Raw genomic sequence first — 13,019 nt, forward strand, 5'->3', positions numbered from 1 at the left:
CTTTACGCTTTGTTGTGTTTCCACTTTATCAGCCGTTCCGTGTCCCCGCCAAATCCGGCGGTTCGTGCGAAACACCCGAACGGGGTGGGACACCCGTAAGGCTGTGTGCTTTCAACGGACCAGAATTCCGACCCGTATTCGGCGACCCCCCGACCATACCGGATCCGAGCGCATGCTCGAACCGCTGNCACCGAGAGGAGAAGGAAACGCCGGCACGCCCGCGGGAAACCGCGTTCGTCTCGCTCGGCGAGAATCCGCCGTCCCGTGTTCCGGCCCGAGGCCGCACCCGGAGGCGACTCGGAAGACACTACTCCACGGCCGGGTTCCATGCAAACCGATCTCTGCGTGTCGCGTGTCACACTTCACTCCGGTCGGCGCAGGCGGATCAGTTCAACAACTTCCCCGCCCCGGTCCCCGGGGCCGTGTACAGCCATTCCACGTCCAACTCGACTGCGGACACCGTTCCCGGCGGATAGGACACCAGCACGTCCTCGCCGACGAACGCGGCCGCGAGCCGCGCGATGGTCGGGTTGTGCCCGACCACCAGCAGCGTCCGCACCCGTGCGTCGACATAGGTGATCATCTCCAGGAGGGCGTCCGTGCCGGCCAGGTAGGCGGCCTCGGAGTAGTCCACCTCCGGTCGGCCCGCGGCCTCCCCCATCCCGCGCAGGACCCCGTCCAGCGTCTGCCGGGTGCGGAGTGCGGCCGAACAGAGGACGTGGTCGGGCATGTACCCCTGCTCCGCGAGCAGGCGCCCCACCTCCTCGGCGTGGCGCCGCCCCCGGTCGGCGAGCGCGCGGTCGATGTCCATGGCCCCGTGTCCCGGCTCCGCTTTCGCGTGCCGCATCAGCAACAGTGTCCGGCTCATCCCGCAAGCACCGTCGCGATCACCGCGAAGGCCCCCACGGACACCACCATCGCACCCACGATGACCGCCAGCCCCTTCAACCCCGTCACAGCAGCACTTCCCTTCCCCTCGACACCCTTGATCCCAGGTTATGCCCGGGTTCACACAGTGCCGTGGCCGCCCGGAAGAAACGGACGGCCACGGCGGGAGCGGGTTCGATGCGGAAGGAGACGGCGGAAGACCGGCTCCTCGCCCCCTCAGCCCTTGCCCTCCCCGGCGCGGGCCTCCTCCCTGCGGTCCGGATCGATGCCGTCCGCGTCCGCGCTGTGCTTGCCGTCACCGTCCTCTACGGGGTCGTCCGCAGTGGGCTCGGGGCCCCCGGCCCCCGCTTCGGGGGCTCCCTTGGGAGCGGCCTCGCCATCGGCCCCGGCCAGGTCGGTCTCGGTGCCGGAGCCACGGTTCTTCGACCACAGGACCGCGGCGACCAGCACACCCACCGCGACCACCGTGATACCCACGCGCAGCGCGACGTCGTCCGCGTACAGCACGACCGCCGGGGCCACGAGCAGGGCGACGAGGTTCATCACCTTGAGCAGCGGGTTGATGGCCGGACCGGCCGTGTCCTTGAACGGGTCTCCGACGGTGTCACCGATGATCGTGGCCTCGTGTGCCTCCGACCCCTTGCCGCCGTGGTATCCGTCCTCAACGAGCTTCTTCGCGTTGTCCCACGCACCGCCGGAGTTGGCGAGGAAGACCGCCATGAGGACACCGGCAGCGATGGCCCCGCCCAGGAACGCCCCGAGCGGCGCGTATCCGAGCGCGAACCCGACGGCGATCGGCGCGAAGACCGCGAGCAGGCCGGGCGTGACCAACTCCCGCAGCGAGTCCTTCGTGCAGATGTCGACCACCCGCGCGTACTCCGGCTTCTCTGTTCCGTCCATGATCCCGGGCCTGGTGCGGAACTGGTCGCGCACCTCCAGGACCACGCGTCCGGCGGCCCGGCCGACGGCCATGATCGCCAGCCCTGAGAAGAAGAACACGACGCTCGCGCCGATGATCACGCCGACGAGCACGTCCGGGCTGTCCAGGGACAGGGAGAACACCGCCCCGCCCGCGAGGTCGAGCTGTTCCTGCACCGACGTGCGGAAGGCGCCGAACAGCGCGGTGGCAGCCAGCACCGCGGTCGCGATGGCGATGCCCTTGGTGATGGCCTTGGTGGTGTTGCCGACCGCGTCCAGGCCGGTGAGGACCTCGGCGCCCCGGCCCTCGACGTCGCCGGACATCTCGGCGATGCCCTGGGCGTTGTCGGCGACCGGACCGAAGGTGTCCATCGCGACGATGATGCCGACGGTGGTCAGGAGCCCGGTACCGGCGAGCGCGACGGCGAACAGGCTCAGCGTGATGGAGCCGCCACCGAGCAGGAACGCGGCGTAGACGGCCCCGGCGATGAGCAGGGCCGAGTAGACAGCGGACTCCAGACCCACGGAGATACCCGACAGGATGACGGTCGCCGCGCCCGTCTCGGAACTCTCCCCGATCTCCCGCACCGGGCGCCGGTCGGTCTCGGTGAAGTAGCCGGTAAGCAACTGGATCGCGGCGGCCAGCACCAGACCGATGAGGACCGCGGCGATGGCGATGAACCTCGGGTCGGGCGAGGTCCCCGCCTCGGCGATCTCGTCGAGGACGCCCTGGCCGACCCCGGACAGCTCCTCGAAGCTGCCGGGCAGGTAGAGGAACGCGGCGGCGACGACGAGGAGCGCGGAGATGGCGGCGGAGGCGAAGAATCCGCGGTTGATCGCCGACATCGCCGTCTTGTCGCGTGCGCGGGGGGCGACGATGAAGATGCCGATGATCGCCGTGATCACACCGATCATGGGCACCAGCAGCGGGAACACCAGGCCCTCGGTGCCGAACGCCACCCGGCCGAGGATGAGCGAGGCGACCAGGACGACGGCGTAGGACTCGAAGAGGTCGGCCGCCATGCCCGCACAGTCACCCACGTTGTCCCCGACGTTGTCGGCGATGGTCGCCGCGTTGCGCGGGTCGTCCTCGGGGATGCCCTGCTCGACCTTGCCCACGAGGTCGGCGCCGACGTCGGCGGCCTTCGTGAAGATCCCGCCGCCGACCCGCATGAACATCGCCAGGAGCGCGGCGCCGAACCCGAACCCTTCCAGCACGATGGGGGCGTCCCCCCGGTAGAGGAGGACCACGGCGGCGGCGCCGAACAGGCCGAGCCCGACGGTGATCATGCCCGCCACGCCACCGGTGCGGAACGCGATCCGCATCGCGGTCCGGCCGGCGTCGGCGCCACCGGTCCGGGCGGCTGCGGCGACACGGACGTTGCCCCGCACGGCCAGCCACATGCCGATGAATCCGGTGGCCGCCGACAGCAGGGCGCCGAAGGCGAAGAAGAGCGACCTTCCGACAGCGATCCCCCACGACTCCGCGGGCAGCAGGAGCAGGAGCAGGGGGATGACGACGACGAAGACCGCGAGGGTGCGGAACTGCCGTTTGAGGTAGGCGGCCGCCCCCTCCTGAACCGCGACCGCGATAGTGCGCATTCGCTCGGTGCCCTGTCCGGCGGCGAGAACCTCACGCACCAGCATCCCCGCGACGGCGAGGGCCAGAAGCGCCACCACCATGACGGTGATGACGAGTGTGAAGTCGACGCTTTCCAGAACCAGGGCCGTGCCGCCTTCGGCGGCGATGTTGAGCCCAGACAATCCGTCCTCCTTGCGACGGGCGCGACCTTTCCGGCCCCGTTCACCGGGTCCACCTCATGGGCCCATCCCGCCGCGAGTCCGTGGACGTACCGCCGCCCGGAAGGGCTCTGAACTGGCCCTATGCCATGTGTCGGAGTCGAATCGGTGCCATCCTGATGTGCGGTGCACACCGCCCGAACCACACGGACACGAGCGGTGGTCCGGGAATTCTACGCAGAAAGAAGAATAAAAATGAGGGGGCTTTCGGGTTTTTCCCAGGTGAATTCGAAGATGTGACCCCGCGGTGACCAGAAAAAAGGATGAAAAGAACAAAAGGCCGCATCATCGACACTTGACATTCATTACCCAGGGAACCACTTGACATAATTTCGCCATCAAATCTCGCATAATACGAGATATCACCATCTAAGGCAGAAACTTCCCATAAGTAAATAATGCACGCGTTTCATGTGCTCCCCCGCTTCTGATCCGCCCACGGGACCCTGCGGCCCCACCGGGTCACGCCCCCAGCAGCCGCATCCCCGAGGGGTCGATCCCGTCGCCGGAACGGGCCCGGCCCACGTCCAGGTCGTCCGCCAGCGCCCTGGCGAAGGCTGCGATCCCCTCCACGTCGACACCGTGCGGAGCCCGAGGACCGAACGAGGCCACGCAGTCGGCCCCCCGCCTCAGCAGGCGCGCGGCACCGACCGCGTTCCCGCGCTGGGCGTGTGTGAGGCCGACGGCGGTCTGGGCGAGCCCCCGCCACAGTTCCCTCTCCGGCCCCGAAACGGACTTCCACACGGCTTCAAGCACCTCGTGCGCGGTGAACGCGTACCCCGCGTCGAGCAGGCGCTGGGCCTCCGCCAGGCCCTCGTCCACGGTGAACTCGGCGTCGTCGGGCACCCGCTCGACCTCGCCCCGGCTGCCGTGCGGCAACGGCCTCCCGTAGCGGTCCCGCGGCCTCTGGTTCTGCGCCCGCCCCTCGTCGTCACGGTCCCTGCCGCCGTCCGCGCCCGCTCCGGATGCCGTTCCCATCACTTCTCCACCGTCGTCCTCTCCCAGTCCCCGATCCACTCCAGAAGCGCCCGCGATACCTCCTCTGGCCGCTCCTCGTGCGGGAAGTGGCCCGCACCGGGGACCCGCTCCCAACGGTAGGGCCCCGCGACCAGGGCCCGCGAGGCGCGTGCGATCTCCCAGGGGCACACCGGGTCCTCGGCACCGTGGACCTGGAGGACCGGAACACGCACCGGTCCACGCATCCGCACGTTGTACCGGGCACCGTCCGGGCGGAACCGGGAACGGAAGATCCAGCGGTGGTACTCCAGCGAGCAGTGGGAGACCTTGGGGATCGAGAAGGCCAGCCGGTACCGCTCCTCGGTGGTCCGGTCCGGCCAGCCGGGGCCGCTCCACTCGCGCAGCAGTTCTCCCACACGCACGCACCCGTCTTGGAGCAGCCGGTGCTCGGGAAGGATCGGGACCTGCGAGCGGAGCAGGTGGCGCAGCCCCGGACCCATCCGCGCCGCGATCCGCGCCGACCTGCGGGGGTGCGGGGCCGCGACCGCGGCCAGAGCCCGGACGTGGTCCGGATGGTAGGCGGTCATGGTCCAGCCGACGACACCGCCCACACCGTGGCCGACGACGACGGCCTCCGCCTCGCCCAGGGCACGGACCAGGCCGGCCGCGTCCTGGGCGAGCGTGACGAGGTCGTATCCGCGCGGAGTCTTGTCGCTGGCCCCGTAGCCGCGGAGGTCGACCGCGACCGCCCGGTACCCGGCTCCGGCAAGCGCGGTCAACTGGTGGCGCCACGCCCACCAGAACTGGGGGAACCCGTGCAGGAAGAGCACAAGCGGACCCGTACCGAGTTCGGCGACGTGGAACCGCGCCCCCGCCGCCGAGACCGTCCGGTGCCGCCACGGGCCGTCGACGATCGCTGCCGAGTCGTCCAACACCTCGGGGACGCTACTTCGTGGCGGGAACGGACTCGGCGGTCGTGGCCACTTCTCCCTTGGGGGGCCTGATCTCGCCGCGCAGGATGGCGACGAGGCGGGAGGAAGTCTCGGCGGTGCGTGCCAGCCCCTGGCGCCTGCGGAGGTTGACGACCGCGACGAGCACGAAGACCGCGGCGATGAGCAGGTAGACGAGCGTGACGATACCGAAGGAGATCCAGGCTGCCAGGCCGAGCGCCACGAGGCCGAGGGCGGCGGTGACCGAGAGCAGGATCACGAAGATGTGCAGGAGCACCGCGGCCACGGCGAACTCACCGAGGCTCTTGCCGATCTTCGTGGCGTCGGCCTTGGCTTCGAGCTTGGCGAGTTTGATCTCCAGGCGCACCAGCCGGGAGAGGTTGTCTGTGGCGTCGGAGACCAGTGCACCGATGGAACGGTCGGTGTCGCTGGAGGCGCCAGGTTCGCCGCCACCCGGCATGTCCACCATCGGGGGGTCCCTTCTCTCGGTCCGAACACGCGAATATCTCCCGCATCCTCGCACATGATCGGTCGGAGGTGGCCCCCGCGGCACGCACAACGACGCGCTCGGGCCCTGTCCCGGGGTCGGCCGGGGCGGCGGGCGCACGTGTCCCCGCGGAAGGGCGCGGACACCCGCCGCCGACGGGGTCAGTCCCTCTTCTCGGTGGCCGGAAGCTGCTTGGCGATCACGTCCATGATCGACGCGTCGGTGAGTGTGGAGGTGTCGCCCACGGCCCGGTTCTCGGCGATGTCGCGCAGCAGGCGCCGCATGATCTTGCCCGACCGGGTCTTGGGCAGTTCCGGGACGGCCAGGAGGCGGGCCGGCTTGGCGATGGGGCCGAGGTTGCCGCCCACGTGGTCGCGTAGTTCCTTGACCAGGTCCTCGGGCACCGACTCCGCCCCGCCCCGGAGGATGACGAACCCGACGATGGCCTGGCCGGTCACCTTGTCGGTGGCGCCGACGACCGCGGCCTCCGCCACCTTGGGGTGGGACACGAGGGCGGACTCGACCTCCGTGGTGGAGATGTTGTGGCCGGAGACGAGCATGACGTCGTCCACGCGGCCGAGCAGCCACAGGTCCCCGTCCTCGTCCTTCTTCGCCCCGTCACCGGGGAAGTAGAGCCCCGGGAAGCGCGACCAGTAGGTGTCCTTGTAGCGCTCGGTGTCGCCCCAGATGCCTCGGAGCATGGACGGCCACGGCTCGCGGACGATGATGAAGCCCCCGCCGCCGTCGGGCACGGAGGCACCGTTCTCGTCCACGACGTCGGCGTCGATACCGGGGAGGGGGCGCATGGCCGCGCCCGGCTTGCCCGAGGCCACGCCGGGCAGGGGGCTGACCATGATCGCCCCGGTCTCGGTCTGCCACCAGGTGTCGACGACCGGGGCGCGTCCGCCGCCGATGTGCTCGCGGTACCAGACGTAGGCCTCGGGGTTGATCGGCTCGCCGACGGAGCCGATGACGCGCAGGCTGGAGAGATCGAACCCCGCCGGGATGTCGTCGCCCCACTTCATGAAGGTGCGGATCGCCGTGGGCGCCATGTAGGCGATGGTGACCTTGTACTTCTCGATGAGCTCCCAGAAGCGGCCCCTGTGGGGGGTGTCCGGGGTGCCCTCGTACATGACGCTGGTGGCCGCGTTGGAGAGCGGCCCGTAGACGAGGTAGGAGTGGCCGGTCACCCAGCCGATGTCGGCGGCGCACCAGAAGACGTCGGTGTCGGCCTTGAGGTCGAACACCGCCCAGTGCGTGTAGGAGACCTGGGTGAGGTAGCCGCCCGTGGTGTGCAGGATGCCCTTGGGCTTGGCCGTGGTTCCGCTGGTGTACATGATGTACAGCGGGTCCTCGGCGCCGTGCGCCTCGGGCGTGTGATCGGTACTCGCCGACTCCACGCTCTCGTGCCACCACACGTCGCGGTCGGTCCACTCCACCTCCTGGCCCGTGCGGCGGACGACGAGGACGTTCTCGACGGAGGGGCGCTCGGCGACCGCGGCGTCGACCGTGGGCTTGAGGGCGCTCGGCTTGCCGCGCCGGTAGCCGCCATCCGCCGTGACGACGAGCTTGGCCCCGCTGTCGTCGAGCCGCTGTCCCAGGGCGTCCACGGAGAAGCCGCCGAAGACGACCATGTGGACCGCGCCGAGGCGGGCGCAGGCAAGCATCGCCACGACGGTCTCGGGGATCATCGGCATGTAGATGGCGACCCGGTCGCCCTTGCCGACGCCGAGCCCGGTCATGGCGTTGGCCGCCTGGCAGACCATGTCCTTCAAGTCGGCGTAGGTGATGGTCCGGGTGTCCCCGGGCTCGCCCTCCCAGTGGTAGGCGACCCGATCACCCAGCCCGGCCGCCACGTGCCGGTCCACACAGTTCACCGAAGCGTTGATCGTTGCGCCGTCGAACCACTTCGCGAAGGGCGGGTCCCAGTCCAGAACGGTGTCCCAGGGGCGCTCCCACTGGAGCCTGCGCGCCTGCTCCTCCCAGAACCCCAGACGGTCCTCGGCGGCGGCCGCGTAGGCGTCGGCCTTCACGTTCGCCTCGGCCGCGAGCTCGGCGGGCGGGGGGAAGGTACGTGTCTCGTGGAGCAGGTTGGACAGTGTCTCCTGGCTCTGCGGAGTGCTGTCGGCCACTGTGACTCTCCTAACGTCGGCGTTTGACACCCAAATTAACCCTGTGGTCTGTACCACTGGAATAGCTGAGCAGAAATCCGGCGGCGGGGATCGCGGGACACGCGACGAACGGTCGGCGAACGGTCGGCGAGCCGCGACGAACGGTGGCTCCGAAGGCAGCCGTGCCCTCCTGCCACGCGGGCACCGGTGTGGGCCGGGGGCGTTACCGGCGCGTAGTGTGGGTGGCCGTGAGTGAATCGACTTCTGCCTCCCTGTCCGACCCGCTGAAGCGGATCGTCGAGCTTCCCGGCGTGAGCGAGGCGGTGGAGGAGACACGGACCATCGTCGACCGGCTGCTGGGGCACCGCATCCTGCGCCGCCGCAGCAGCGACGTGTCCATGGAGTCCTCCCTGCGCGGCGCGTGCGCCTCCGCGGCCCTGGAGGGGGCCGAGGTCTCGATGGAGGAGATCCGCGCCGGGCACGTGTACGACACCCGGATCAAGGGGGCGCTGCGCGCCTCGGGCGAGCTCGGCACTCTGGTGGAGACCTGGCCCAAGGCCCCCCGGCAGGCGCTGGCGCGCCTACACACGCTCGCCGCCGCCGACGCCGTCTCCGAGGAGGCCCTGGGCCGCCCCCGGCTGGAGGGCGAGCGCGTCGAGGACCCGCTAGGCCTGGGGCCGGCACCCGGGCCGGAGGTCGCCCGGGCCCGCCTGGAGGGGCTGTACGGGCTTCTGGGCGCGCGCTCGTCCGTGCCCGCCCTCGTGACGTCGTCCCTGGTGCACGGGGACCTGATGGCGATCCGGCCGTTCGGCTGGGGGGACGGCCTGGTCGCGCGTGCGGCGGAGCGTCTGACCCTGGTCGAGCGGGGGCTGGACCCGAAGTCTCTGGTGCCGTCCGAGCTGGGGCACCAGACCCTGAAGGACGAGTACGTTCCGGCTCTGCGCGGGTACATGTCCGGCACCCCCGAGGGTGTGGCGGGGTGGGTCGTCTACTGCTGCCGTGCCGTCCTAGCCGGGGCCCAGGATTCCCTCGCCACGTGTGAGGCGCTCAAACGCGGGTGACGCGACTCTCCGAGCGGAAGCCCGGCGATTCGCGCATTCCGCTCCCTTTCCCACCTTTGGCACCATAGGAACAGCTCGTGTTGCTCTGTGGTTTACCATTGCGAAATGCCATAAATTGAACAGTGCGAATGCACGCGTGCACAGGACCGCACGCCACTCGACTGAAGTTCCACCCCCGACTCCAGATCACCCACCCGGGTGGCCCCGCGCCCTTTCCCACTCCAACCGGGCCTCTCTCGCAAGACATCCGAGCAGGACAGAGGGGGCGCGGGCGGACAGCGCACCCCAGACACCGTTCCGGTACCACTATTCGGCCCGTTTTCTTTCCGCACCTGGTTTCCTCCTGCAAAAAGGCGATCGAGCAGAATTTTTCATTCTGATCTCCGAACCGATAACCACGGCCACGTGGTAACGTTGTATCCGGCATCCAGCGGCGAGGAGCGCTCCCCCCACCGGGACAGAACTCCCCTCCCCCGGTGGTCATGCGTCCGATCGGCGCGCGGCCTCCTTTCGCGGCCCACCCCTTCCGATCCTTCAGCGGCCGTGAAGTATCGCTTCCGGCCCTCCCTGAGAGCGGACCCGGTCCCATCCCCCCGGGACCGGAGCCGGGTGGCGTCTCCCCTTCTCCCCCTGTGGGAGCCGTCACCGTGTCCGCTCCGCGCGCCTGTCGGGTAGGGATGCGCATCCGCCCCCGTATGCGTATCCCTCCCGTCGGGTGGCGCGTTCCCGACTCGGTTGTCCACAGGTCCGCGCCCGGGGCTTTCGCGACGGCCCCGATGCGGCGACAGTCGATGATGACGCCTTCGACACCACGGAGCCGCGATGCCCCGCCCCGCACCGCCCCTGATCGTCACCGACGACTCCGACCTCCTCGACGACCTCCTCCGCTTGGCCTCGGCGGCCTCCGTCGAGGTCGCCGTCGTCCGGTCCGCCGACCGGGCACCGCACTCGTGGCGGCACGCGCCCCTGGTCGTGGTGGGCCTGGACCTGCTCCCCGCCCTGGCCCCGCCCGTCCCGCCGCAGACCGTGGCGGTGTCGCGGGCCGACACCCCCCTCTCGCCCACAGGAACCGACGCCCGCACCCTCCTCCGGCTTCCGGGGGACGAGGCACGGATGGTGGGCCTGCTCTCCGACGCCGCCACCGCACACCGCCCTCCCACACCCGTGGTCTCGGTCATGGGCGGCCGGGGCGGGGCCGGGACCACCCTCACCGCACTGGCACTGGCCCTGGCCGGTGCGCGCGGGGGCCGTGACACCGCGCTGCTGGACTCCGATCCGCTCGGCTGCGGCCCCGACATCTACCTGGGGTGCGACGCCGTGGAACCGCGCGGCCCCCGGACCGGCTGGGACGACCTCCTCCGCAGCGACGGCCGCGTCCGCTGGTCCGACCTGCGCGGCGGCCTTCCCGGGGCCCGCGGCCTATCCGTCCTCACCTGGAACCGGTCTCCGGCCGCCCGGTGCCGCGCCCCGCTGTCCGCCGACACCGCCCGCGCCGCCCTCGACTCGGCGGGGCACGGCACCGGTCTGGTCGTCGTCGACCTCCCACGCGCGTTCACCCCGGCCACCGGGGTCTTCCTCGACCGCTCCGACGCCGTGTTCGTCGTGGTCCCCGCCGACGTGCCCTCGGTCGTGGCCGCCGCGGGGATCGTGCCCCGGGTGAAGGAGGAGACCCCCAACGCGAGCGCCGTCGTGGTCGGTGCCCAAGGGGAACTGTCCGCCGACGTGGTCGCCCACACCCTGGGGCTCCCTCTGGGAGCCGACCTCCCGCCCGAGCCCGGCATCGCCCGCCTCCTTGCCGCAGGCCGCGCACCCGCCCGACGGCGTCGGTCCCCGCTCGCCCGCTTCGCGGACCGTGCCGTGTCCGGTCTCTGCCTCCCGGAAGCGGCCCGGTGAGCCCGCTCGTGGACGCGGTCCGCGACCGACTCGCCGCCGCGGGCGGCCCAGTGAGCCCGGCCGGGGTCGCGGCGGCGCTGCGCGCCGAGGGCGGGGTGCTGGGCGACACCGAACTGCTGTCGCTGACCCGCAGGATCGCCGCCGACCTGTCCGGTGCCGGGCCGTTGGAGACGCTCATGGCCCCCGGCGTGACCGACATCCTCGTCAACGGGCCGGACGAGGTCTGGGTGGACGGAGGTGACGGGCTGCGACGGGCGCAGGTCCGGTTCGCTTCCGAGGAGGACGTCCGACGGCTCGCACAGCGGCTGGCCTCCCAGGCGGGCCGCAGGCTCGACGCCGCCGTGCCCTACGTCGACGCCTGCCTCCCCGGAGGCGCGAGGCTCCACGCCGTGCTGCCGCCCGTCGCGCCCGACGGGGCGTGCGTGTCGCTGCGCCTGCCGCCCGGCAGGGCGTTCGGTCTGGAGCGACTGACCGCGTGCGGAACGCTCACCGCGCGTGGGGCGGCCCTTCTTCGCGCCCTGGTGGCGGCCCGGGTTCCGTTCCTGGTCAGCGGTGGGACGGGTACCGGCAAGACCACGCTCCTGTCGTCGCTGCTCTCCCTCGCCGACCCCGGCGAGCGGCTGGTCCTGGCCGAGGACTCCCTGGAACTGCGGCCCGAGCACCCGCACGTGGTCCGCCTCCAGACCCGCCCGGCCAACATCGAGGGCCGAGGGGAGGTACCTCTGGAGGCCCTGGTGCGCCAGGCCCTGCGCATGCGTCCGGACCGGCTGGTGGTGGGCGAGGTCCGGGGGCCGGAGGTGGCCACCCTCCTGGCTGCGCTGAACACGGGCCACGAGGGCGGGGCGAGCAGTCTGCACGCCAACAGCGCCCGGGACGTCCCCGCCAGGGTCGAGGCCCTGGGGTGCGCGGCGGGGCTCGGCCGTGACGCCGTGCACGGCCAACTGGCCGCCACCCGGGCGGTCGTCGTCCACCTGGTCCGGGAGGAGGGTCTGCGGCGTCTGGCCGAGGTCCGCGTCCTGCGCCGGGGCCCCGACGGGCTGGTGCGGGCGCTCCCCGCGGTGTCGTTCGGCCCGGACGGCTCCTACCGGGAGTTCCCGCAGGCGGCGGAGTTGGCACAGCGGCTGGGCGAGGGGTGGCGGAACGGATGAGCGCCGTCGTCCCTCTGTGCTGCGCGGCCGGGCTCGTCCTGCTCGCCCTGGTTCCCGGCCCGGCCCGGGAACTCCTGGCCCGGCTGGTCCCACCCGTGGGTGCCGACGCTCCACAGGCCGGTCCGCGGGAGACCGTACCGCGGGGCGTGTCCCGGCCCGTGGCCGCGCGGTGGGTCCGTTCCCCGGTCCGGCGGGGCGGGGCCCGGCGCCGCCGCGCGGTGATCGTGCTCTGCCGGGTGCTGGTCGCGGAACTGCGCGCGGGCCAGCCGCCAGGCGAGGCGCTGCGCCTGTCCGCTGCGGAGGCGGGACCCGAGGTGGCCGACGTCCGCGACGCCGAATCGATGCGCGCCCTCGCCGCCCGCGACCCCGACCTGTGGCCGCTGGCCTACCTGGCGGCCTGCTGGGAGGTGTCGGCCGACACCGGGGCCGGGCCGGCGGATGTGGTGGAGGCCCTCGCCGGGGAGCTGACGGAGCACGAGGAACAGCGTTCGGAGGTCAGGGCCAGGACCGCCGGGCCGCGCACCACCGCGATCGTGCTGGGCGGACTGCCTCTCGTGGGGGTTGTGATGTCGGCGGGGCTGGGCGGCTCGCCGCTGGTGTTCCTGTTCACCACACCGCTGGGTCTGGGCTGCCTGGCCTGCGGGGCGGCCCTGGACCTGCTCGGGGCCTGGTGGACGCTGCGCATGGTGCGCGGCGCGGTGGACGCGACCGGGGTGCGTCCCCGTGCGAGATTCCCGGCCTCCGGGCGTGCGGAACCGGCGGGTGCGGCCGAGGCCGCGGAGGGCACGGGACCGGGGTGAGGGGAC

Annotated in this window: 10 protein-coding genes; 4 read left to right on the forward strand and 6 right to left on the reverse strand. The window is 71.5% G+C overall.

Features of this window, described 5'->3' with window-relative positions:
- Nucleotides 1–385: 385 nt before the first annotated feature.
- From B042_RS0112010 to acs, 6 genes are all read right to left on the reverse strand, one after another.
- Complete coding sequence (locus tag B042_RS0112010; protein WP_028648498.1) at nt 386–868, reverse strand: histidine phosphatase family protein; 483 nt, start codon at nt 866–868, stop codon at nt 386–388.
- Between the two features lie 236 nt (nt 869–1,104).
- Complete coding sequence (locus tag B042_RS0112020; RefSeq protein WP_028648499.1) at nt 1,105–3,570, reverse strand: sodium-translocating pyrophosphatase; 2,466 nt, start codon at nt 3,568–3,570, stop codon at nt 1,105–1,107.
- 498 nt (nt 3,571–4,068) lie between these two features.
- Entirely contained in the window at nt 4,069–4,584 is a 516-nt protein-coding gene (locus B042_RS0112025) for a DUF309 domain-containing protein (protein WP_028648500.1), read from the reverse strand.
- On the reverse strand, nt 4,584–5,498 hold the full coding sequence (locus B042_RS0112030) for an alpha/beta fold hydrolase (RefSeq protein ID WP_028648501.1): 915 nt from the start codon (nt 5,496–5,498) through the stop codon (nt 4,584–4,586). The genes B042_RS0112025 and B042_RS0112030 overlap by 1 nt, the downstream gene beginning before the upstream one ends.
- A 10-nt stretch (nt 5,499–5,508) precedes the next feature.
- A complete protein-coding gene (locus B042_RS0112035; RefSeq protein WP_028648502.1) occupies nt 5,509–5,982 on the reverse strand; it encodes a phage holin family protein in 474 nt (157 codons plus the stop codon).
- 179 nt (nt 5,983–6,161) lie between these two features.
- The gene (gene acs, locus B042_RS0112040; protein WP_028648503.1) at nt 6,162–8,132 is read right to left on the reverse strand and encodes an acetate--CoA ligase; all 1,971 of its coding nucleotides are present in this window, start codon (nt 8,130–8,132) and stop codon (nt 6,162–6,164) included.
- Nucleotides 8,133–8,359: 227 nt separating this feature from the next.
- Between acs and B042_RS0112045 the strand changes: the two genes are divergently transcribed.
- The 4 genes from B042_RS0112045 (at nt 8,360) to B042_RS22985 (ending at nt 13,013) form a co-directional block, all read left to right on the forward strand.
- Nucleotides 8,360–9,172: a hypothetical protein gene (locus B042_RS0112045; protein ID WP_028648504.1), complete on the forward strand. Its 813-nt coding sequence runs from the start codon at nt 8,360–8,362 to the stop codon at nt 9,170–9,172.
- An 822-nt stretch (nt 9,173–9,994) separates the two neighbouring features.
- Nucleotides 9,995–11,065: a septum site-determining protein Ssd gene (gene ssd / locus B042_RS0112050; RefSeq protein WP_028648505.1), complete on the forward strand. Its 1,071-nt coding sequence runs from the start codon at nt 9,995–9,997 to the stop codon at nt 11,063–11,065.
- Entirely contained in the window at nt 11,062–12,213 is a 1,152-nt protein-coding gene (locus B042_RS0112055) for a TadA family conjugal transfer-associated ATPase (protein WP_028648506.1), read from the forward strand. Before ssd ends, B042_RS0112055 begins: the two co-directional genes overlap by 4 nt.
- Complete coding sequence (locus B042_RS22985; RefSeq protein WP_081748753.1) at nt 12,210–13,013, forward strand: type II secretion system F family protein; 804 nt, start codon at nt 12,210–12,212, stop codon at nt 13,011–13,013. Before B042_RS0112055 ends, B042_RS22985 begins: the two co-directional genes overlap by 4 nt.
- Nucleotides 13,014–13,019: the final 6 nt, after the last annotated feature.

The sequence above is a fragment of the Nocardiopsis sp. CNT312 genome, from assembly GCF_000515115.1.
In the GTDB taxonomy this organism is placed as follows: domain Bacteria; phylum Actinomycetota; class Actinomycetes; order Streptosporangiales; family Streptosporangiaceae; genus Nocardiopsis.